Source organism: Alteromonas sp. a30 (genome assembly GCF_026788005.1).
In the GTDB taxonomy this organism is placed as follows: domain Bacteria; phylum Pseudomonadota; class Gammaproteobacteria; order Enterobacterales; family Alteromonadaceae; genus Paraneptunicella.
The window spans coordinates 54,854-78,427 of the sequence record NZ_JABEPE010000016.1 but is presented as its reverse complement, the minus strand read 5'-3'; the positions used below and the strand labels follow the sequence as shown (position 1 = coordinate 78,427).

The 23,574-nt window shown below is 43.8% G+C and carries 16 protein-coding genes; 11 read left to right on the top strand and 5 right to left on the bottom strand.

What is annotated here, in order from left to right; all coding sequences use genetic code 11:
• The first annotated feature begins 37 nt into the window (after positions 1-37).
• Positions 38-1,489 carry a RimK family protein gene (locus tag HJG39_RS14980; protein WP_268410216.1) on the top strand — a complete coding sequence of 484 codons (1,452 nt, stop codon included), beginning with the start codon at positions 38-40 and terminating at the stop codon, positions 1,487-1,489.
• Between the two features lie 50 nt (positions 1,490-1,539).
• Positions 1,540-2,664, top strand: a complete 1,125-nt coding sequence (locus tag HJG39_RS14975; RefSeq protein WP_268410253.1) for a GNAT family N-acetyltransferase/peptidase C39 family protein — start codon at positions 1,540-1,542, stop codon at positions 2,662-2,664.
• Between the two features lie 134 nt (positions 2,665-2,798).
• Here HJG39_RS14975 and HJG39_RS14970 read toward each other — a convergent pair whose 3' ends face one another.
• Together HJG39_RS14970 and HJG39_RS14965 are read right to left on the bottom strand one after the other, a co-directional pair.
• Positions 2,799-3,749: a PfkB family carbohydrate kinase gene (locus tag HJG39_RS14970; RefSeq protein ID WP_268410215.1), complete on the bottom strand. Its 951-nt coding sequence runs from the start codon at positions 3,747-3,749 to the stop codon at positions 2,799-2,801.
• A gap of 83 nt (positions 3,750-3,832) precedes the next feature.
• Positions 3,833-5,134, bottom strand: coding sequence for a hypothetical protein (locus HJG39_RS14965; RefSeq protein WP_268410214.1), 1,302 nt, complete (start codon positions 5,132-5,134; stop codon positions 3,833-3,835).
• Between the two features lie 286 nt (positions 5,135-5,420).
• On the opposite strand from HJG39_RS14965, the gene HJG39_RS14960 reads away from it, so the two are divergent.
• The 6 genes from HJG39_RS14960 to HJG39_RS14935 all read left to right on the top strand — a co-directional run bounded on the left by HJG39_RS14960 (position 5,421) and on the right by HJG39_RS14935 (position 12,353).
• The gene (locus HJG39_RS14960; RefSeq protein ID WP_268410213.1) at positions 5,421-6,320 is read left to right on the top strand and encodes an AraC family transcriptional regulator; all 900 of its coding nucleotides are present in this window, start codon (positions 5,421-5,423) and stop codon (positions 6,318-6,320) included.
• Between the two features lie 235 nt (positions 6,321-6,555).
• Positions 6,556-7,875, top strand: a complete 1,320-nt coding sequence (locus tag HJG39_RS14955; protein WP_268410212.1) for an ABC transporter substrate-binding protein — start codon at positions 6,556-6,558, stop codon at positions 7,873-7,875.
• Positions 7,876-7,966: 91 nt separating this feature from the next.
• The gene (locus HJG39_RS14950) at positions 7,967-8,866 is read left to right on the top strand and encodes a carbohydrate ABC transporter permease (RefSeq protein WP_268410211.1); all 900 of its coding nucleotides are present in this window, start codon (positions 7,967-7,969) and stop codon (positions 8,864-8,866) included.
• A 10-nt stretch (positions 8,867-8,876) separates the two neighbouring features.
• Positions 8,877-9,713 (top strand): carbohydrate ABC transporter permease, encoded by an 837-nt coding sequence (locus tag HJG39_RS14945; RefSeq protein WP_268410210.1) that lies wholly within the window; start codon positions 8,877-8,879, stop codon positions 9,711-9,713.
• A gap of 10 nt (positions 9,714-9,723) precedes the next feature.
• The gene (locus HJG39_RS14940; RefSeq protein ID WP_268410209.1) at positions 9,724-10,827 is read left to right on the top strand and encodes an ABC transporter ATP-binding protein; all 1,104 of its coding nucleotides are present in this window, start codon (positions 9,724-9,726) and stop codon (positions 10,825-10,827) included.
• A 68-nt stretch (positions 10,828-10,895) separates the two neighbouring features.
• Positions 10,896-12,353: a mannitol dehydrogenase family protein gene (locus HJG39_RS14935; RefSeq protein ID WP_268410208.1), complete on the top strand. Its 1,458-nt coding sequence runs from the start codon at positions 10,896-10,898 to the stop codon at positions 12,351-12,353.
• Between the two features lie 42 nt (positions 12,354-12,395).
• On the opposite strand, the gene HJG39_RS14930 is transcribed toward HJG39_RS14935, so the two are convergent.
• Together HJG39_RS14930 and HJG39_RS14925 are read right to left on the bottom strand one after the other, a co-directional pair.
• Positions 12,396-12,857, bottom strand: coding sequence for a response regulator (locus HJG39_RS14930; RefSeq protein WP_268410207.1), 462 nt, complete (start codon positions 12,855-12,857; stop codon positions 12,396-12,398).
• 6 nt (positions 12,858-12,863) lie between these two features.
• Complete coding sequence (locus HJG39_RS14925; protein WP_268410206.1) at positions 12,864-14,780, bottom strand: sensor histidine kinase; 1,917 nt, start codon at positions 14,778-14,780, stop codon at positions 12,864-12,866.
• Positions 14,781-14,971: 191 nt separating this feature from the next.
• Between HJG39_RS14925 and HJG39_RS14920 the strand changes: the two genes are divergently transcribed.
• The 3 genes from HJG39_RS14920 (at position 14,972) to HJG39_RS14910 (ending at position 22,161) form a co-directional block, all read left to right on the top strand.
• Positions 14,972-19,963, top strand: coding sequence for an EAL domain-containing protein (locus HJG39_RS14920; RefSeq protein WP_268410205.1), 4,992 nt, complete (start codon positions 14,972-14,974; stop codon positions 19,961-19,963).
• Positions 19,950-20,690: a response regulator gene (locus tag HJG39_RS14915; protein ID WP_268410204.1), complete on the top strand. Its 741-nt coding sequence runs from the start codon at positions 19,950-19,952 to the stop codon at positions 20,688-20,690. The genes HJG39_RS14920 and HJG39_RS14915 overlap by 14 nt, the downstream gene beginning before the upstream one ends.
• A 322-nt stretch (positions 20,691-21,012) precedes the next feature.
• Entirely contained in the window at positions 21,013-22,161 is a 1,149-nt protein-coding gene (locus HJG39_RS14910; protein WP_268410203.1) for a gamma-glutamyl-gamma-aminobutyrate hydrolase family protein, read from the top strand.
• 31 nt (positions 22,162-22,192) lie between these two features.
• Here the strand turns inward: HJG39_RS14910 and HJG39_RS14905 are convergent, their stop codons facing one another.
• The gene (locus HJG39_RS14905) at positions 22,193-23,299 is read right to left on the bottom strand and encodes an EAL domain-containing protein (RefSeq protein WP_268410202.1); all 1,107 of its coding nucleotides are present in this window, start codon (positions 23,297-23,299) and stop codon (positions 22,193-22,195) included.
• Positions 23,300-23,574: the final 275 nt, after the last annotated feature.

Sequence of the window (23,574 nt, the reverse complement as noted above, 5' to 3'; positions counted from 1 at the left end):
GAGTACATCGCTCAACATTTTACGAAGAAAACGCAACATGGCAAAAACTCTGATCGTGGTCGACAACAAACTTAACTTCCCTGCAATTGACGCGGAAGTGATCGACTTTTCTCAATATCTGGCCGATTTCCCAAAACAAGGGGAAGGAAGAACTCGCATCATTAATTTATGCGATACCGAAGGCTATTTAAGTCAAGGTTACTACTGTTCTTTGCTGGCAGAAGCGCGACAACACAAAGTGATGCCAAGCGTCAGCACCATCAACGATTTAGCACAAGCATTGAATAACGATAAAGAGGTGGTGATTCCTATTCCAAATGGCATGTTGAAGCACACCCATAACATTCAAGCTGACAGCTTTTATGTGTATTTTGGTTCGTGTGAAGCAGAGGTATATCAAAAATTAGCGAAACACATTTTCTTGCGTTTCCCTACGCCAATTTTACATGTGAAATTTCGCGACATTAGTGGTCAATGGTTTGCCGAAATCGATCAAATGAGCATGAGTCAGTTAGATGCTGATCAACAACATGTGCTGTTTTCACACCTAAGCCGTTTTACTAACAAAGTATGGCGTAGCTTACGTCGTAAAAAATACCGTTGGGATATGGCCATTTTGGTGAACCCAAAAGAAGCCACGCCGTCGAGCAATAAACAAGCGCTAACGAAGTTTGTCAAAGCAGCGGAACAATTAGGCATTAATGCGGAATTGGTGAGCCACGATCAAATTAACATGCTCAACAAATACGATGCCTTATTCCTGCGTGAAACCACGTCTATTCGTCATCACACCTATGCGCTTGCCCGCAAAGCAGAGCAAGAAGGCTTAGTGGTGATCGACGATCCGACCTCGATTTTACGCTGTTGCAATAAGATCTTTTTACACGATGCCTTTACCTACAACCAAGTACCAACGTTGAAAACCCGTTTTGTGTCATGCTGCAACGACGAAACCCTAGAAGACATTGAAAAAACCTTTAGTTACCCAGTGGTGCTGAAATTGCCGGAAAGCTCGTTTTCCCTTGGTGTATTTAAGGCGAAAAACCGCGAAGAATTAGTGCAATTGCTCAGCAAACTATTGCAAGAATCGGCCTTGGTATTGGTACAAGAATACTTCAGTACCGATTTCGACTGGCGTATTGGCGTGTTAAATGGCAGAGCTTTGTATGCCTGTCGTTACTACATGGCGCGTAATCACTGGCAAATTTACAATCATGCCAGCAAACGTAACACCTCTGGTGGCTTCGACACCTTACCCACGTTTGAAGTACCGCACACCGTGTTGCAAGCGGCAATGAAAGCCTGCCGATTTATTGGTAACGGTTTGTATGGCGTGGACATTAAACAAGCGGACGACCGTGTGTGCGTGATTGAAGTTAACGACAACCCGAGCATTGAACACAAAGTGGAAGATGCATATTTAGGCGACGAGCTTTACATGCAAATTATGCAAGAATTTGCTGACCGCCTTGAAGCCAGAGGCCGATAATGCGCGCTTTATCGTCCTCGGGACAAGTAGAAGGTCAGGCAGTACAACCCATGTCAGAAAGCGAAACAAACGGGCTGGTTTTTCGTCAGGCACAAAGCAAGGATTTAACCGCCTTGGTTGAGCTTGAAGGCCGTTGCTTTAACACCGATCGCTTAAGCAAGAGGCAGTTTCAACACTGGCTAAAAGCCAGCAACAAAGTGTTGTTGGTCGCGGAAAATCACCAAGGCAACATGCTGGGTTATGGCTTGGTGATTATGCGCAAAGGCACACGTTTGGCAAGGCTCTACTCGCTAGCGGTAGACAGTGCCGCGCGCGGCATGGGTGTGGGCAGAGCACTATTAGAAGCGCTGGAAGATCACACCTTGGCATTCAACCGCTTATTTATGCGTTTGGAAGTGGCGAGCGCCAATGTTGCCGCAATTCGCTTGTATGAAAGCTTGGGTTATAAGTCGTTTGGGATTTATCAAGATTATTACGACGATCATTCCGATGCCTTGCGGATGCAAAAATCCATCAAGCAAGCGCACGCGAATAAACACTTAACGTCTTATCCTTGGTATCAGCAAACTACCGAATTTACCTGCGGTCCGTCATCGTTAATGATGGCAATGGCGAGCTTACATAACAACACACCGCTAACGCAGGACTTAGAGCTGGATTTGTGGCGAGAAGCAACCACCATTTATATGACTTCTGGTCATGGCGGTTGCCATCCTATTGGCCTTGCTATCGCAGCCCATAAACGTGAATTACACGCCGAAGTGTATATCAGCCAAGCGCCGCCACTGTTCGCAAATGGTGTAAGGAATATTCATAAAAAACAAATACTTGAAGTGGTAGAGCAACAGTTTGTCAATAAAGCCGAGCAAGCCGGTATTCCAATTCATTACCAAGCTTGCGAGCTAACGCAAATTGAACAAGCTTTAGCAGATGGCGGGCGGGTACTAATCCTTATCAGCACCTACCAATTTGATGGAAAGAAAGTGCCGCATTGGGTCACAGTAACCGCTGTGGATGCAGAATGCATTTACCTGCACGATCCAGACGTAGACCCAGAAAAAGAGTCACCGCTGGATTGCCAACATATTCCTATTGCCAAGCAAGATTTCTTGAAACTCTCGTGTTACGGCAAAACACGACTGCGCTCAACTGTTATCTTGCGTAAGCTCGAATAAAGCCTTTTCTTTCTTAACTTACCCTCGCCTTTGCTAAAAAAGCTCGAAACTGATCTGAACCATTAAAACTGGACACTGCATTCAGCTACACTTAGTGGTTCAAATTTCTCAGGGTTGAGATAGCCAAGAGTGCTTTAAGGCATCGATAACTCAGCTAACCTTTCGTTGACTTGTTCAAAACTCGGTGGATGGCAGCCGGTTTTCTCAACATTCATGGTGGCGGCTAATGAAGCAAACTTGAGTGCATCTGCGAAGATTTCTTCTGATGCTGTTGCTATCTCAAACGCTTGCGTACGTAAAAGTTGGGACAGCATGGCTGAAAAGAAGGTATCCCCAGCGCCCACGGCATCACCGAAGCATTCTGGTGGGTAGCTGTGTTGTTCAATGCAGATGTTTTCAGTCAACAAAAATGCGCCTTTTTCACCTAACGTCAGCACCACAATTCCATTGGTCATCATCGTTAACATCGACTTAGCCAATGTTAATGGATCGCCTTTTAGTCCCATCAGTAATAAGTCTTCATCACTCACTTTCACGATGTCAGCGAGGGCAACACATTGCATGATGGCATCAGTATACGCTTGATGATTTGGCTCTACCCCTAAACGCACATTTACATCCAGTGAAATGGGGGTCCTTTGTTGCTGCAATGTTTGAATGACGGGAAGCAACACTGGCAACATGTGTGGGACTAACGCTAACGAGCCGGTATGAAATAAGCTCAAGTTTTGAGGCAGTGTGGCCAAGAGTTTTTGCGCTGAAATGTCTAAGTCCGCTACGCTTTGCCGATACAAACGATAATCAGGATTGCCCTGTTGATTTCTGTACACCAGTGCCAGCGAAGTGGGTTTTTCTGAGCGATTATTTTCTGGTACAAAAATGCCTTCTTCTTGAATTGACTGATAAATCTGCTTACCAAAACGATCAGAAGAAATGGGCGACAAATAGTGGCTTTCTAAACCTTGTCTCACAAAGCCTCGGGCAACATTGTATGGCGAGCCGCCAATGAAGGGCATAAAGCTGCCGTTATCTTGCTCAATTAAATCGAACAGGGCTTCACCCAATACTGCTACTTTTTGCTTCATCGCATACTCTACTTAGTGGGTTAAATAACAAAGTCAGGCGGGGATGCCTGACTCTACTTAGGTTGAAAATTTTATATTGAAGTTTAGAACTTCACGGCGATCTCGGCAGAGAAACCATCAAAGCCGCCACCAATTTGACCACCTGAATTAGCATCTTCATTTTGGTCTACATATTCCACTTTAACTAAAGTGTTATCGTAGAACCAATATCCTGCGCTCACCTGTATACGATCCAGTGTATCTTCATCATTGACACCGGGTGAATTGTTAGTGGAATTTGCGTATCGCGCTGCCACATAAAACTTTTCTGGAATGATATATTGCGTTGCTTCTACAACGTAAAAGTCAATTTTACTTTCTTGTTTGATGATACCCACAGCCCCGCCGGTTGCACCTTGGAAAGCGGTAATATCACCGTTTACATCAACAAATGAATAATCGTCTTTTGCCGTACCAATACGACCAATCAATGTCGTATTTTCAGTTGGCTTATAACGCACGTTTAGCGCGATAACTTCCAGATCGAGGCCGGGGCTTAATCCCACGTGAGTTTCTCGGGAACTGGTTGCCGAAGCAGAAAAGTTATAGTTTTCACCATCACCAAAACGATAACCCGGTGTTACTAAGCCATCTAACGAAGCAATTTCATCACCAGTAATGTCAACCTGATCGCCTTGGTCTGCTTTTTGATAATTTAAACCAATATCTACACCATAAGATGTTTCGATCGTGCCGGTAACGAACAGGTTATAGCCACGATCTTTCTGGAAAGCTTCACCAAATGAGGATCCTGTCACTGCACCAGATACTCGCCAACTTTCAATGGTTTGGTTAGGTTGGATTTTTGTGTACGCCAACTGTGCGCCAGATTCCGCGGTGGCAAAATCTACAGGAGAGTTACCAATAACGGGGTTACTTTGAGAAACGGCGCCATCTTGGAATCCGGTAAATTGAAAGCTGGATTGCCCAATGTTACCTACACTCAAAATCAACGTTTCATTCTCGGTTTCGTAACCGTTCATCCCTAACAATTCAAAGTCGATACCACCAAAGTCTTGGTTAATGGTGAAGCCAACGTCATCAGGATTACCAAAGTCATTTGGTTCCTCTGCTAAGTCGACATAAGCTCGGATATGATCGGTGATCTGGAAGGATAAATCTAAGTTGGCACGCAAGCGAAGAAAGTTAGATTCTTGCTCACGATCTTCTGGTCGAAAAGCCTCATCTTTCGCTTCAATGGATTGAAACCCTTGTGCCACATAAAAGTTCACTTTTAGTCTATCGTCAAAAAGTGTTGTGTCTGCATTTGCACTGCTACTTGCAAGTAAAAGTGCTATGGCGGCGGCTATATTTTGTTTGTTGAAATTACCACTATTTTTGTTCATAACTTAACTCGGCTGTGTTGCTGAAATATCAAAGCAACATTTTTTAAACATATTGCTTACATTTACTTCATCACAACCTGAGCAAATCGAACAAATACGCATACAAGCTTGTTTCAATACTATTTTGCCAAATTAGGCTAAATATTCAGGAAATATACGGCATTTATGACAAGAAAATAAGTGTGTAAAAAAAAGCGCTTGACACTTACAAAATAGAACGGATATATTTTTACTCAAATTAAGATTCACAATCCTTTAACAAAGGGTTGAATAACAAACAAAAACGATGTTGACAAAACGCAAAATCAAACCAGAAGTCGAATGCGTTTCGCAGTTCTCAACCGATTCTATTCGTTACCTCCAGCATGGGTATCCAAGCGAACTGGTGCGTTGGCATTGTCATGAAGAATACGAATTGCACTATATCGTTGAAACCCGTGGAAAAGCCTTTATTGGCGACTACATTGGTAATTTCTCGCCGCACAGTTTGTTTCTGGTTGGTCCCAATCTTCCCCACAATTGGATAAGCGAAATCGACTCAGATAAACACGTTCCCGTACGCGATTTAGTGGTTAACTTTAGCCATGATTTTGTGCTCAATTGCGAATCGAATTTTCCAGAAATGCAGAGCCTTCGTGGGCTATGGGAAAATGCTAAATACGGCATTGAGTTTTTAGACCCTGTGGTTATTGACGCGGCGCACCAGTATTTTCGAGAAGTGGGGAAATACTCAGGCTTCAAACGTCTTACCCGCTTTTGGAGTTTAATGGAGCTGCTGTCTACGTGTTCACAAACTCGAATGCTCTCTCGCGCTTCGCGTCACTCCAGCATCGACAAAAAAGTATTGAAGCAAATTAGCCTAGCCATTACCTATATCACCGATAACCTCGACGCCAATATTACCCAAGAAGAAGTGGCCAAATTAGTGAATATGGGCACGACTTATTTTTCAAAAGTATTTAAGAAAACCACAGGACATGGGTTTGTCAGATTCGTAAATGGTTGTCGTATTGATATGGCATGTGAGCTGTTAACACATAGCGAAGAGCCAATAACCGAAATTTGTTTCAAAGTAGGATTTAACAACATCTCTAATTTTAATCGGCAGTTTTTTAGCTTGAAAGGCATGACACCTTCAGATTATCGAAAGTCTGCTTTAGAAGGCATTTACCAAACAGTGAATTAACTCTCTACCTTTTAATTGTCTATGTAGCAAGGGGTAACTTTTGTTATCACTGTATTTTTTTTGAATTTTTAATCCCGATTAGCCTGAGCTTTCCCGTAAAAATTGGCAAAAAAGTACATGTTATTTTTTTGTTATGTATTTGTTTCCATGTTGTATCTCCAGTTTAATGTAATCAAGAACGCGATGGCCCAATGTCAGTTTGCGGCCAAGCAAAATAATTAATGGAGATGTCACCATGAAAAAACTGATTAAAAATGTCGCGCTAGCTGCTGTTGCTGCGTCATTGTTCCCTCAGGCGCTTGCTGCCCAAGCTAAGGTAACAATCGGTACGGTAAATAACGCTGATATGATCCGTATGCAAAAGCTGTCGGAAGTGTTTGAAAAAGAAAATCCAGACATTGATTTAGACTGGGTTATTTTGGAAGAAAATACCTTGCGTCAGCGTTTAACCACGGATATTGCGACCCAAGGTGGCCAATTTGATGTGGTGACGATTGGCATGTATGAAACACCCATTTGGGGGGCAAAAGGCTGGTTGGAAAAGCTAGAAAATTTGCCAGCTAGCTACGACATAGATGATGTATTTCCATCGGTAAAAGAAGGTTTGTCTGTTGATGGAACCTTGTATGCATTGCCGTTTTACGGTGAAGGTTCCATGACCTATTACCGCACCGATCTCTTCGAGAAACACGCATTAACCATGCCGCAACAACCCTCTTGGGATCAAATGATGGACTTTGCCAAAAAGCTACACGATCCCGACAATGGCGTATACGGCATGTGCTTGCGTGGGAAAGCCGGTTGGGGCGAAAACATGGCATTAATGACAACCATCGCTAATGCCTTTGGCGCTCGTTGGTTTGACCAAAAATGGAAGCCGGAATTAGACCAAAAAGCGTGGAAAGAGGCGATGCAGTTTTACGTCGATTTACTGGGTCAATATGGGCCTCCTGGTGCGTCATCCAACGGTTTTAACGAAAACTTAGCGTTGTTCAATAGTGGTAAATGCGCCATGTGGGTGGATGCGACGGTTGCAGGTAGTTTCCTGACCGATTCATCACAAAGTGTTGTTGCCGACAAAGTGGGTTTCTCACTCGCGCCATCGCAAAAAACCCGACAGGGTGCTAGTTGGCTGTGGGCGTGGGGATTAGCCATTCCTAAAACCTCAGATGCGAAAACTGCGGCACAAAAATTCACTCTTTGGGCAACCTCAAAAAAGTACGCGCAACTTGTTGCTGAAACGCACGGTGTTGCAGCTATGCCGCCGGGGACGCGTCAATCGACTTACGCCAATGCAGAGTATTTGGAAAAAGCGCCGTTCGCCAAAATGACTTTGTTATCCATGGAAAAAGCCGATCCCAAAAAACCCTCAATGCATCCGGTTCCTTATGTCGGCATACAATTCGCTGCCATTCCAGAGTTTCAGTCTATTGCAACACAGGTGGGCAAATTCTTATCAGGGGCATTGGCCGGTTCGATGACCGTTGAGCAAGCGGCTAAAAGCTCGCAACGCGCTACAGAGCGTGTCATGAAACGTGCGCGTTATTATCGCTAACGCTGCATTGCACACTTAATAACTATCACTTTTCGCGCAAATGTCCGAGCCAGTATCAACCCGATATTGGCTCCCCAACAAGGTTACTGACATGAGCTCACACGTTTCTAATCACGCAAAAAATAGCACTCACTGGATGAGTCGTTTATTAGTGATGCCATCGGTCTCCATGCTCTTATTATGGATGATAATTCCACTGGCGATGACACTGTACTTTTCAACAATACAGTACAACTTGCTGTATCCAGAAGATAACGCATTCGTTGGCTTTGAGAATTACAGCTATTTTATTGAAGACCCAGGTTTTTGGCCGGGTATTAGCAATACACTGATTTTAGTCGGCTCGGTATTACTGATTACCGTTGTTTTAGGCACTCTTATTTCGGTTTTAGTTAATACGCCGTTTTGGGGACAAGGTATTGTTCGTATCTTGCTGATTTCTCCCTTTTTCATCATGCCAACGGTTAACGCATTGGTTTGGAAAAACCTGCTTTTGCATCCTGTTTCTGGCGTTTTCGCACACGTTTGGCGCTTTTTTGGAGCTGAACCTGTTGACTGGTTCGCCCAATATCCGCTGTTCTCCATCATTATGATTGTATCGTGGCAATGGTTGCCATTTGCCATCTTGTTGTTAATGACAGCGTTGCAATCGTTAGATCAAGAACAACAAGAAGCCGCCCGGCTTGACGGTGCCGGAATTTGGTCAATTTTCTATCATCTTACTTTGCCGCATTTGGCGCGTCCGATTACGGTTGTGATCATGATCGAAACCATTTTCTTACTGTCGTTGTTTGCCGAGATATTCACTACAACAGGGGGCGGTCCGGGTTATGAAACGACAAACTTAGCCTACCTGATTTATGACCAAGCCTTGCTGCAATACGACGTTGGAATGGCATCTGCTGGTGGCGTTGTTGCTGTTGTACTGGCTAACATCGCCGCGTTTTTCCTCATCCGTGCTGTAGGCAAAAGCCTCACCGATCACAAATAAGGATGTCGCTATGCATTTAACACTTCGTCATCAAAAACAACTTAAAACGCTGGTTATTGGGGCGCTCGCTTGGGGTATCGCATTGTTGCTGTTTTTTCCCATTTTTTGGATGTTGCTCACCAGCTTTAAAACAGAAATCGAAGCCTTTTCCACGCCGCCGAGCTTTTTGTTTACACCCACATTAGAAAACTATCTCACTATTAATGAGCGTAGCGACTATTTCCACTTTGCGTGGAACTCCGTGGTGGTTTCTGTGCTTTCTACTTTATTGGGGATGCTAGTAGCTGTCCCAGCGGCTTACTCCATGGCGTTCTTTGAAACCAAGCGCACAAAGTCGACCTTATTGTGGATGTTATCCACCAAAATGCTGCCACCTGTTGGGGTGCTTGTTCCCATCTATTTACTGGTTAAAGATGCAGGATTATTGGATACCAAAGCGGCGTTAATCGTAATTTACACCTTGATTAACCTGCCCATTATGGTGTGGATGATTTACACCTACTTTAAGGAAATTCCGAAAGACATTTTGGAAGCAGCACGCATGGATGGCGCAACCTTGTTGCAAGAGGTCACTTCGGTATTGCTTCCCATGAGTAAAGGCGGTTTAGCCTCGACCATTTTGCTGTCGTTAATTTTGTGTTGGAACGAAGCATTTTGGTCACTCAATTTAACGTCTTCAGAAGCTGCGCCACTGACCGCATTAGTCGCTTCCTATTCCAGCCCTGAAGGTTTGTTCTGGGCAAAACTGTCCGCCGTTTCCACGCTCGCTTGTGCGCCAATCATCATTATTGGTTGGTTCAGCCAAAAGCAGTTGGTACGTGGATTATCTTTCGGTGCAGTTAAGTAAGAGAATTATTATGGCAAATTTAAAAATTACCCAATTACGCAAGGCTTATGGCGATGTTGAAATACTAAAAGGCATCGACTTAGACATTAACGATCACGAATTCGTAGTTTTTGTTGGTCCTTCTGGTTGTGGCAAATCTACATTGCTACGCACTATCGCTGGGCTAGAAGATGTCAACAGTGGTCACATTTACCTTGATGAACACGAGATCACCGAGCTAGCGCCAGCTAAGCGTGACCTTGCGATGGTGTTCCAAAGCTATGCCTTGTATCCGCACATGACCGTAAGAAAGAACATGTCATTTGCGCTCGATTTAGCTGGTGTCGACAAACACAGTATCGATGAAAAAGTGAAAGCCGCCGCTGACATTTTAGAGCTAACGCTCTTGCTCGACCGTAAACCCAAAGACTTATCCGGTGGGCAACGTCAACGTGTCGCGATTGGTCGCAGTATTGTACGTAACCCAAAAATATTCTTATTTGATGAACCATTATCAAACCTTGATGCTGCGTTAAGAGTACAAATGCGTTTGGAGCTCGCGCGTTTGCATCGCGACCTACGTGCCACCATGATTTACGTGACTCATGACCAAGTTGAAGCCATGACTCTTGCCGACAAAGTGGTGGTACTGAACCAAGGTCAGATAGAGCAAGTTGGCGCCCCTATTGAGCTTTATGAGCGCCCGAAAAATATGTTTGTAGCAGGCTTTTTAGGCATGCCTCGAATGAGCTTTTTAGATGCTAAAGTGAAGGATGTGCATAGCCAATCTGTTGATATTGAGCTGAATAACGGTACATCGCTGTCTTTACCAATAGCCACGCAAAACCTGAAAAGCCAAAGTCATGTCACCCTTGGCATCCGCCCGGAACACATCAATTTATGTGAAAAAGAGAGCGGTGATATGCAAGTAACCTTTGATGTTGCCGAGCACCTAGGGAGCGATACTTATTGCTATGCCAAAACCCATTCAGGGGAAAGCCTAACCATTCGAGAAAACAGTGAAACCAATGTGTCTGCTGGTGAGTCTCTTGGTGTGCGTATTAACACCGCGAAGTGTCACCTGTTTGATCAGCAAGGTAATGCTGTGGGTTATGCCGTAGACACTGAGCAATAGTCTCAAACGTTTGAGCTTAATGAATACGCTTTTCTCTCTTTAACTATGCACCTAATGAAAAGACCAGAATGAAACTTAATCGCAAAAATTTACCGTACATAGCCCAGCAGCAGGTTGCAGTTCCTCAATACAACGCGCCAACAAATAAGCCTGCGATTGTACATATTGGCGTAGGGGGGTTTCATCGTGCTCACATGGCAAGATATTGTGATCAGTTACTCAATAATAATGCTGAAACTGAATGGCATATTTGTGGTGTAGGAGTGATGCCGCAAGATAAAGTCCTACAGGAAAAATTACTCGGACAAGATTGCCTATACAGTTTGATGGAATTATCCGCTACGCCCCGTGTGTCTGTTATTGGGGCTATCAGCGATTTTATCCTTGCTCCCGAAAACCCAGAAAGCGTTGTCGCTAAGCTCAGTGAGCCAACCACCAAAATTGTCTCCTTGACCATCACCGAAGGAGGGTATCCTTACAACCGAGCAACGCAAACACTGATGCGGAATAATCCTGATGTAGCACATGATCTTGCCCATCCAACGCAACCCAAAACCGCTTTTGGTTACATTCTTTATGGGCTAATGCAGAGAATGCAAAAGGGCTTAAATGGGTTTACTGTGTTGTCGTGCGACAACCTTCCTCACAATGGTGATATTGCGCGAGCGGTGTTGTTAGCTTTTGCACGTCATCAATCTGAGGCGCTAGCCGAATGGATTCAAGATAACGTGACCTTTCCAAACTCAATGGTCGACAGAATTACGCCTGTTACAACCCCTGAGCATGTCACTCAGTTGGCAAGTCAGCTTGATATTGAAGATAGCTGTCCAGTTGTATGTGAACCCTTCAGCATGTGGGTCATGGAAGACAACTTTTGTGCGGGACGCCCAAATTGGGAAGCAGTGGGTGTGACCTTTACCGACAACGTTATTCCTTTTGAAAGCATGAAGTTGAGTTTGCTAAACGCAACTCATACCGCGATGGCTTATTTAGGAATAATGGGCGGTTTTACCTATACCTATGCCGTTATTGAGAACTCGGCGTTCCGCACCTTTTTACAGCAATTTATGGATGAAGATGTCACACCGATATTAGCGAGTGTTCCTGGCGTGGATTTAACAGCTTACAAGGCACAATTATTAGAGCGATTTGGTAATCGGCATTGTGCTGATCCTATTTCGCGCTTGTGCTTTGATGGTTCGGGGAAAATTCCGCAATTCTTGGTTCCGAGCATTGATGCTATGTTACGTGAAAAAATGGACTTAAATCGGGTTGCGTTGATTGTTGCCAGTTGGAGCTATTACTTAAAAACGCGCTCATTAGAGCATATTGCCGACCCAAGAGCGGAGGAACTTTGGCACCTTGCTCAGCAGCCTGATTTTTTCCATCGAATCATTGAGAAAACCGACATTTTCGGTAATCAGTTGGGCAAATCGCCCGCATTCAAAACCTCCTATTTATATTGGCTTGATTCGTTAGAACATAACAGCATCGAAGCTATTTTGGACAAAGTTAATCTGGGGTAACTTTATACGGTATCGTTCTCCTTCGGCTTATGAAAAAAGCCCTTACAATATTGGCTTGTTAGATGGCTGCTGAGAATGGGTTGAAGGATAACGTACGGTAAGTGAAAACTGGTCAACTAGGCTTACCAACGATAAAAAGTCATCGAGAACGTTTTGTTTGAGCAAATAGCCTGCGATGTTTTTCTCATAGGCTGAGACCATGTCTTTTTCGTCGTCGGAGGTTGTTAATACAAAGACGACGGCTTTTTTGAGTTCTTCGTCTTGTCTTAACTCTTCTAAAAATTGCAGCCCATTCATTCTTGGCATGTTGATGTCGAGCAAAATTAAATAAGGCCACACCACCTGCTTTCCTTCCCGCAGAATTTCTAACGCTTCTACTCCATCATGGGCAACAAATATTGGATTATCGAGTTTGCATTTTTTCAACGCCCTTTTAATGCTAAGAATATCGCCTTCATCGTCTTCTACGATAAGAATCGTAAGGTTTTTTTTGCTTTGTTGCATATGTTTTCACCTGTAGTCGTTTTCTAGATTATCAGGTATGGGAAACGTGATGTTAAAGCTCGCACCGCCGAGTTCACTTTCTGTTACCGAAATATCACCGTGAATGGTTTGCATAACTTTGTGAATCACCGCTAATCCCATACCGCTTCCTTCAACTTTATCTTTGGGTTTTAATGTGGAGAACATTTGGAAGACTCTCTCTCGAAATTCTTCTGGAATACCGGGGCCGTCATCTTCAACATGAACAATTAACCAACAGTTATTTTGTTCTGCCCAAACTCGAATATTGCCCTCCGCTTTATCATGGTGCTTTACCGCGTTCATGATCAGGTTTCGCAACACCAACTGGAGTAGAGTCTGGGGCAAATAGACTTTGGGTAAATCTGGTTCAATCTGAACATGGAAGCGATTGCTAGGTACATACAAATCGCAAATGTCTTTTAGGTTGGTATTGAGATCGAGCCATTCCGGCTTGGATTCCTTACGTCCAACACGCGAGTAATCCAATAAATCGACCAGCAGTTTTTCCAAACGATCAATACGCTGGCGTAGCAAATCCATAAACTTTTTTGTTTCCCCTTGGAGATGCTCGCTAATATCTTCTTCAATAAATTTCGCCATATTAGCCATTGTTCGCAAAGGTGAGCGTAGGTCGTGGGAGGCAACATAAGCAAATTGCTCTAGTTCTTTATTGCTGCGTTCTAGCTCCTTCATTTGTAATTGCAGTTGTGTTCGGTCCTGTAAAGCTGCAATAACGCGTTTACCCTCTGCGGTATTAATACGTACTAAGCCAATTTCGACTGGTATCTCGCGCCCTTTTTTTGAGAGCACATTGACTAATCGCCCACCATTCATAGCACGTTTTTCTTGCTCTGATGCATTATGTATAAAGCTATTTCGCTGTTCGATATGTGATTCCCGAATGGATTGCGGAATCAGTTTTTCAATAGTGAAACCATCTAGATCCTGCTCCGAATATCCGAGCAAATTTTTTAGCGCAGCGTTAGCCATCACAATTCTCCCTTTGTCATCAACCATGAGTTTTGGGATGGTGGAGAAGTTAAAGATATTTTTGAATTTGCTCTCATTCAGCATAGCGCGGTTTAACGCTGCTAGTGTTGATGCTTCTTGTTTGTTTAGCATCATTGCGGTAATGCATATTAGCGTTACCACAAACCAGGTGAAGGTCATTGTTGATATAGCCACTGAAAGGTCATGAAGTGCCATGTTAAAGCCGAACCTACCGGAAGCGAATTGAAACACCATAGGAAAGATAAATACGCTGATAATTTGGTACCGGGCAATTTGCCCACTTTTAGAATTCCCGAATAGCACTTTCACGATCCAGTGATTTGCTGATAAAAGTAAGGAGCCTACTGTTAATAGTATCCCCGAAACGCTGGTTAAAACGGCCATTTGCCCATAAAACGATTCGAGTCCTAAAACATGGCCTTTCAAGGAAAGAAAAGGCAGGAATATCGTTATGTAGGCAATGAGTTGTGAAGCTTTATAAGCGTGTTGTTGGTAAAGCAGACAGGACAAGGCAGTGCAGAAAAACATAAACGCGGTGTTTGTGCCCATTGATATAGTTAACGAGCCTTTTTGTCCCACATGTTCACTTTTTCCTACCAACGTCATGATGAAAATATCAAGCTGGTTGAAACCTAAGTCGGTCATTCGAAGTAAACACAATGTCATGACAAGCGAAGAGGTGATGATTATTACTCTTTGCTTCCGATAGTAAGCACCAATTAATGTTATACCAAGCAAGAAAATACACAGTGCTGTAATAGGGTGCGTTGCCGGACCGTTGGGCGTTAATCGGTACAGGATCTCTAAATTCAGTGGGTAGCTGATGAGTACCATAAGCGCAAAACTAACACCAAGTGCACCAATAACGGCTACAACTTTTTCCGATCTCAACTCGTCACCACTTAAATTTCGTTAAAAAAAACGTACTTAAATAATAAAGTCGTTGGAGAATTTGTTTTTTCTCATTTTTTGACAATGCTTATTTACACGTACCGAATAACAACGTAACCGATGTATGGGGGGGAAAGTCGGCTTACGTTCATAACCTATAGTTGGCTTTTAGTGCTCTTTCAAGGAAGCTTATGAACGAAACCTCGCAAATTGACCTCGAAAATACGTATTGTCCAGTTGTCGGCATTGGGGCTAGTGCAGGCGGTTTAAGTCCACTGCGGGAGTTGGTCCGGCATATTCCTCAGGATTGCGGTCTCGCATTTATTGTTGCCCAGCATTTGTCCCCAAGTCATAACAGTTTGCTTGTGGAGTTGTTGAGAAAAGAAGCGAAACTTCCGGTTGATGACGTAAATGAAGTTATGGTGATTGAAACGGGACGGATCTATGTTTGTCCTCCTAATTTTCATATTACGGTAAGCAAGGGACATGTTCACCCGGAGCCTATCGACTGTGATGTGGGTCCGAAACCGTCTATCGATAAGCTTTTCTTGAGCATGGCCGCGCACCAAGGGAAAAACTGTTGCGGCGTTGTTTTATCTGGCAGCGGTAGCGATGGTGCGCAGGGTTGCAGGGCCATTCGTGCTGCGGGAGGGTTGACCATCATTCAAGAGCCGGAAACGGCAGAATATCCTTCTATGCCAGCGGCAGCAATCGCACTGAGTGGTGCCGACTATCAAATGCAGCCGCACGAAGTGGGTGCCACGATTGAGGCACTACTACAAACTTCCCATCAACTCGACGCCAAAAGAGAAAGCACTGAAAATGAAGACGATGTGATTGCTAAAATCTTGGCAATTGTCTCGGAAAAAGGGAATTTGGATTTTAGTCGCTATAAAGTGGACACGCTTCAGCGTCAGATTGAACGCAGAGCCAGCGCTTCTCAGATGCAAGGGCTTAATCAATATGCCACGTTTTTGGAAAATAACGAGGACGAGGCAAGCCTATTAACGCAGAGCTTTTTCATCTCTGTAACCAACTTCTTCCGAGATCCCGAGGCGTTTGAAACTCTGAAAACCAGTTTGCAAGCGTGCATTGAAAGCAAGCCGAAGGAAGCTGAAATTCGCATTTGGGTTCCCGGATGTGCAACCGGTGAAGAAGCGTATAGCCTAGCGATGATTTTATGTGAGTTATTGGAACCTATTAATGCTTTAGAACGCTCACGCATTTTTGCCACTGATATTGACGAAAAGGCGTTGGATTTTGCTCGAAAAGGCGTGTACTCCACCGCTATTGCCAAAGATATAGATGAAACTCGATTAACGCGTTTCTTTACCAGTTGCAAAGAGGGGTTTCGGGTAAATAAAAACATCAGGGATAGAGTGATGTTTTCACCTCAAAATTTAACCAATAGCCCACCTTTTTTAAAGCTCGATTTGGTGTCATGTCGCAATGTGATGATTTATTTCAAACGAGACCTTCAAAAGCAATTGATTAGCTTGTTCCATTACGTGTTAAATCCCGGTGGTTTGTTATTTCTCGGGGAGTCGGAGTCTATAAACAATAGTGAGCTGTTTAAAAAACAAGGGAAATATCGGCTCTTTAAGCGCAACGACATAGCGAAAACATCGCACTTAGGCACGTTGAATAGGACAACATTAACAATGCCTAAGCTAAGAAATGCAGGTCACTACGGAAAAAGCGAATGTATTTCGTATCGACAAATTTTGCGCGACAACTTGCTAAAAACTTACGCGCCACCAACGGCGTTGATCAACGCTAACTTCAAAGTTCAAGAGCTGTTTGGTGATACGCAATCGTTCTTCCAGATAGGTGAAGGCAGTATCGACTTAGATATCACCAAAATGATACGCGAAGAATTCCGTTCCGGTTTGCGTATGTTATTGCATCGTGTTGGAGAAGTAAGTGAATCAGAGCCATGTTGTTTGTCGGTGGTCTGCGCCGAGGATAGTCATACACGTTATAAATTGCAGGTAACACCAATAAACAAAAAAGATGAACGCTTGTTTTTAGTGAGTATCTCTGTAGAAGCCAATGAGATAGACGCTGTTAGCATTGTGCCAGCTACGGACGAACATGCGTCTAGAGAAGGAGAGATCAATCAATTACAAGACGAGCTCAATATCACCAAAGAGCATTTAAATATTGTGATGCAGGACTTGGAAGCGACGCATGAAGAATTGCAGTCATTAAATGAAGAAATGCAGGCGTCAAGTGAAGAGCTGCAAGCGTCTAATGAGGAGTTGGCGACGTCAAATGAGGAGTTACAAGCTACAAATGAGGAACTGCGTACCGTTAATGATGAGCTGCATGAGAAGACGCAAGAACTGACTAGCGTTAATGCCGATCTAAATAACATTCAAGATGCGTCAGGCACGGGGCTGGTGGTGGTGAATCGCGATATGCTGATTCGCACTTTTAACTCGCAAGCGGTACGTGTTTTGGGATTAACCAAACACGACATTGGTCGAAACTTTACCTCACTACGCATTCGTGTTCCGGTATCGACATTGATGCAAGAAATGCAGAATGTGCTTTTAGACTCAACTCAGCGCCAATTTGAGTGGGAAATAAATGAGTATTATTACCGCGTTGAGCTCAAGCCTTATGAAAATGCACAGGGTGATACAGATGGTATTGTCATTGGTCTGGTGGATATTACCGAAATTGAGCGACAAAAACGGGTTCTGAAAAAAACCAATGAATTGTTTAACCTGTTTATCGATAACCCACATATTGTTTTTTGGGTGCAAGAGCCAAACTTTGGGAAGTTTACTTACGTCAGCAAGGGGTTTCGTAATGTGTTTGGCCTTGATCCCCAGCTTGCGTTACGTGACCCTCGTTACTTATTAAAAGTTATGGATGAGAAGTCTTCTGCGGCGCTGTTCAAGCGTTATTCGGAGGACAAGCAAGAAGGTTGGGTTCAAGAAATCAATATTGTGCACCCCGTTACCGGCCGACCACATGTTTTGAAAACGATGTCTTTTCCCATCAAACAAGATGGCGTGACTCAATATGTCACAGGACTGACTTACGATAACACTAGCAACATCGCCAAAGATGTACCGCATTCCGGTGCCACATTAAGTAATTTGTTATCCACTATGTTGCAGACCACACTTGATGCAATGGTCATAATTGACAAAAAACGCAACATTGTGTTTGCAAATCTGGCTATGGAAAAGCTGTTCAATAAAAAATTATCCAACTTGGTTGGGCATTCTGTGGACCGATACCTGAACGATGAAGAAATCAAATCGTTGTCCTTGATATTGGAATCCGACACGAACCAGCACAAGAACATCAAACGAGACACGACAAAAAGTAGTAAGAGTAAGGTGGTGGAAGTGCTACTGGCGAGTTGCCAATTTTTGAATGAACCTGACTCTCAGGCGGTGGTGGTGTTCCGTGAAGAATTCAGCCAAAGCAAAGCCTATAGAAAACTGCAACTTCAAGCGAGTGTATTTAATGCGACTCATGAAGGGGTGTTGTTATTGGATGCACAAACTCGATGCATTGCGGTTAATCCCGTGCTAATGGAAATGTTGGAAGTAGAAGAAAGTCAGGTTATTGGCAAGGTATTAGACATATTCCCTCTTCATCCACCACACCATGCTTTCAACGATGAGATCTCCAATTCTTTAGAAGAAAATGGTTTTTGGAATGGTGAGTTACATCTTACGGCAGGTAAAGATGGCCTTGTCGTGTTAGAGGCAGAAGTGCGCACAATGGAACTGGGGGGCTCATACAGTGAAGCTTCCTATATCATCATGCTGCGTAATATTACCGAGCGTCACGAATTTGAAACCACTATTCAGCGTCAAGCAAACTACGACCCGCTAACTGGACTCCCCAATAGAGTGCTTCTGCTGGATAGGCTTAATCAAGAAGTTCGCTTTGCTCGACGAGAAGATGCGTCCGTAGCGGTTATGTTCATTGACCTTGATCATTTCAAAGAAGTGAATGATTCAATGGGTCATGAGGCCGGGGATAAATTACTGATTGAAGTCGCCAGTAGAGTCAGTCGGCTCATTCGTAATTCAGATACATTTAGCCGGTTTGGTGGTGATGAGTTCGTTCTGTTGATGCCAAATTTCCATCGGGATCAAGCGCCAGAAAAGGTGGCGACTAATCTGATTAAAGCATTAGAGGAACCCATTATTATTGATGGTCAACAAATCTTCATTTCCGCTTCGGTGGGCATTGCGTTGTACCCGGATGATGGCGTTTCTTCATCAGAGTTACTCTCCAATTGTGATGCCGCCATGTATGACGTTAAAAAAACCGGCAGGAGTGGCTTTGCTTTCCATCGCAAGAATATGAATGTGGAAGCACGTCAACGATTGCAGCTAGAAGTGGATCTTCGTGAAGCTATCGAACACAACTGTATTGTGCCGTATTACCAGCCAATTATTGATGCTGAAACCGATAAGGTGGCAGGATGTGAGGCGCTAGCACGTTGGGAACATGAAGACCTTGGGATTCTAGGACCCAATGATTTCATTCCCCACGCGGAAAATAGCGGTTTGATCAGTGCTATTACCAAAAGTATGGCTTCTCTTGCCACGATTGATTTGATGCACTTTCGCACGGTGTGTGGTGCCAATTTCCGCGTGTCGATTAACCTCAGTGCTCGTAATTTATCTCGGGATAACATCAAAGACATCATTACAATGGATTCAAAAGGTCGCCACCTTGGTGATGTTATTGATCCCAATGACGCGGATTTAACGGGGCTAACCTTTGAGGTCACTGAATCGATTTTCTTGAAAAGTCACAATAACCGAGCGTTTAGTAACATTGAATGGTTACGGGAACGGGGCGCAAAAATAGCGTTGGATGATTTCGGCACGGGCTATTCGGCATTGAGTTATTTACGTACATTCCCGATAGACATCATCAAAATTGACCGCTCTTTTGTGTCTGAAATTGTTAATAACTCTACCGATAGAGCCGTTATAAAGGCGGCAATTGAAATGGCAATTGGAATTGGGGCGACTGTGGTCGCAGAAGGCGTAGAAACACTAGAGCAGAAAAAGCTGTTACGTCAGCTAGGCGTGCAATATTTACAGGGGTATTACTTTGGGCGTCCGATGTCGGAAGATACATTTTCGCACTTTCTGAAGATGTCGGTAAGGCAAGGAGTGGAGAATGTTGGAACATAATGCGCTATCAAATAAGACGTTATCGGTGTTACATGTTGAAGATGATTTGGCTGATGCCGCTGTGGTGCGGCGGTTAATTGGCAAAAAGTTTGAATTGACTCAAGCAGGTTCATTGGAAGAAGCAATAGATAAGCTCTCTGAAAATACTTATGACGTTTTGTTGGTTGATTTGAACTTGCCAGATAGTACCGGCCTTAATTCATTGCATAAGGTACTTGCCAAAGCACCTTCTTCTCCTGTGGTGGTGTTAACCGGAAATGATAACGAAGAATTTGGCTTACAAGCGGTTAATGATGGTGCCGAAGATTATGTTGTGAAATCGTATATTTCATCGGGCAATCTGCTGACAAATACATTGATGTACGCTGTGGGGCGTCACCAACGTCACAAGGAAGCTTCGCCCACATCCCCTCCAGAAGAAGAAGGCAGTTTATTTTCATCAAGTAATAGTTCGAATTTTAAAGAAATGCACCCAAATGAATACGATGATCTTGTTCAACGTTATCAAGCATTTTTGGTGGATAGCTGTCGTAATGAAGCTAATATGGATATGCTCGCTCAAGATACCACTTCGATGTTGAAAAATGCGGGGGCTCAAATAACCGATACCGTCGAGATACACAGCCAAGTGGTGCATCAATGTAAACATTCTTTTGAACTACGAGCTATTGTTACTGATGAAGTTGAGCACCGGTTTTTACTGAATGTCCTCACCTTTTTCTCCTAAATATCGATGTTTAATTGTCAGTCACCTCACAGATATTTATTGCAAACTCGCCGTGGATACTCCCTGTAAGCTCCACAGCCGCTTCCCTGTGGCTAAGGGGTGGCTCCTAACTCTCACAGGTGACTGATAGTTTGGAACAGGTATGTAGTACGTAGTCCGACACATTCCTGCTATCAATACGACTTAAACCTGTACAAGATGACATTAAATAGTGTTTGTATTTTGTACAAAAAAGTTGATATAAATCGATTTGGTCAAAAAATTTTTGTTGTATTTACTAAGGCAAGTTCGTAGTGAGTATAGTGAAGCCAAGGGATAAAATATGAAAGGGTACAAAGGCGATTCACCATCTTCCCCTAAACTGCAACAAAGCGCTCCTAAGAATACTGGCAGAGCGCAGCCTGCTAATGATTTACGCTCGCGAAAAGCGTTAGGTTTGGTCAGCAATGTGCTGAAAACTCCTGCTCCAAAAGCTACGCAAACTCGCGCGGTTAACATTGGTGTAAGTTTCCGAAATGATAGTCGAGGCAAGGTTCATGTGGAGCATGACAGAGAAGCCATTGCGAACATAGGAAAAGTAAAAGGAGTGACAGCGCCTAACCCACAAACACTGCCCAAAGGTGCAAGTGGGCCATCGACACCCGATAGAACTTTCGGTGCTGATACGTTAAAGGACATTGATATGCTCTATATTCCCGGTGGTCCTTACCGTAACGACACACAGACCGCCAGAGACCCGTCAGATAAGTTAGACCGAGATCTCAATCTACCAAGAAAAGCCTACCAAGTAGATGAGCATGAAAGCCGTGCAGCTTACGAAAAGCAGATGATTCAAAAAGCCAAGACATTAGGTATGCCGGTCATGGCTGTTTGTGCGGGTACTTGGCGTTTACTCGAAGCTTATGGCGGAGAAGTGGAAACACTGCCAGAAGACGAAAGAAGCTTCCATAAGGCAGAAGATCGAAGTGAAACTTGGTCGTTGAGCCATGATGTAGGTACACGACGAGGAACTTTGTTAGACAGTATCTCTAGAGGCAAAGAGGATTCTTCTTCGAATCGCGGCAACCGTAGAGCGCATACAGTACATGATGTGAACTCTACGCATTGGGCAGTTGCTAAAACCACGGGGAAAAGTAGTGGAGAGCGCTTGAGTCAAGCGCCTAACCAACCTTTGAACCCGAACGATTCTTTAGAAATTAGCGCAAAAGCGAAATCAAGAGATAAACGTGTCCCTGAAACGGTTGAAGGTGTGAGTTCCAAGCATGGCGCACCGGTTTTGGGTGTTCAGTGGCATCCCGAATCATATTTGCCGGGTATGCCGGGTCAGGATAAGGGGATGGGGAAAAAGGCGCAGGAAAGAACCGAAAACGCCAAGCGTATTTTCACGGCCATGGTGCAATCGGCAGAAACCTATCGAAATAGGAAGTCTGTCGTTGCTGAAATTAAGTCCCGTGTACCTAAAAGGGATTAAAGTCGTTGGGCATAAACGCTATTGATAAATGCTATTGAACACCGGTCAAAATAGCCTTTATACGCTGCTGTTCTTGCACGGTACACTGAGCTTCAAAAAATGATGGTTTAGCAAAATAATAACCTTGGTAATAATCTGGCTTGTACTGTTTTAACACTGCCAATTCGTCTTCGGTTTCAATGCCTTCTGCCACCACTTTTGCGCCATTAGCATGGGCAATTTGCACTAAGTGTTTAACAATGGCTTGCTTGTAGCTGTCGATATGAATATTCCGCACTAATTCCATATCGATTTTTACGTAATCGGGGCGCAATTTATGCAGCATGTTCAAACCAGACCAACCTGAGCCAATGTCATCCAGCGCCACACCAAAGCCCGCATTACGGTAAAAATTCAAAATCCCTTTCATCACTGATTCGTTGGTTACATTGTGGGTTTCGGTAATTTCAAAAACGACATTAGAGGGGGGGATGCCAAGTGCACTAATGGCAGAAGCCGTAGCTCGTAAACAATAGGATGGGTCGTAAATACTGGAAGGGTTAAAGTTGATAAACAACTTTCCGTTTAGCTTTGCCATGGCGTAGTGCGATACCGCTGAACGTCGTGCAGCTAAGTCCAATGAAAATAAAAGGTCGGAATGTTCAGCCAATTGGAAAGCCAAGCCCGGCGGCACAATGACATTGTTGTTATCGCGAATGCGGAACAAACCTTCCTGCCCATAAGCATGATGTTGACCTTGGTCATCGAGAGTGAAAATAGGCTGAAAGTGCGTTTCGTAGCGATGCTCGGTAATGGAGTCAATCATCCATGCGCTATTAAAGCGATTGACTAACACTTCCGCCGATACCATCCGCCCCATGTCTTCAAGGTTAGGTGCTGCGCCGGCGGTGGTCGTCACTTTGGTATTCGCGACTTCTGGCGGCTCAAACTCGCCATAAATTCCAAGCAGGAAGTGTTGAATTTGGGCGCGTGACACTTCAACACTCAAACAGTGAGATGATTGTTTTGTAACTGGATAGTTGCTCGACTGACAATAGGTTAGTGCTTTCCCAACGCTGTCTAATGTCGGCAAAAATAGCCAGAACGTTGTATTATCAAAAAAGTAATTTTCTAACTTCTCACAATCTGCACAGTACATTCCCACCTCGTTTTTATTTCAAGTTGAACACCGCTTACATTAAACGTATGAGTAGAGAAAAGGATCGAATATTATGATTGAGCGAACTAAGCGTCGCTACGGGAAGGTATCAGGTATGCCTAAATTAATCACCAAGTTTTCCATTCCGCGCATCAATCCGTCGATTAAATAGCTGGCTTATTTTGTCATTAGCGTGACAATCTAGATAGGTTGCTATGCTGCCAACTTCCCCACTATTGAATCTTTTATTTATATCTTATTGGTCTCTACAACGC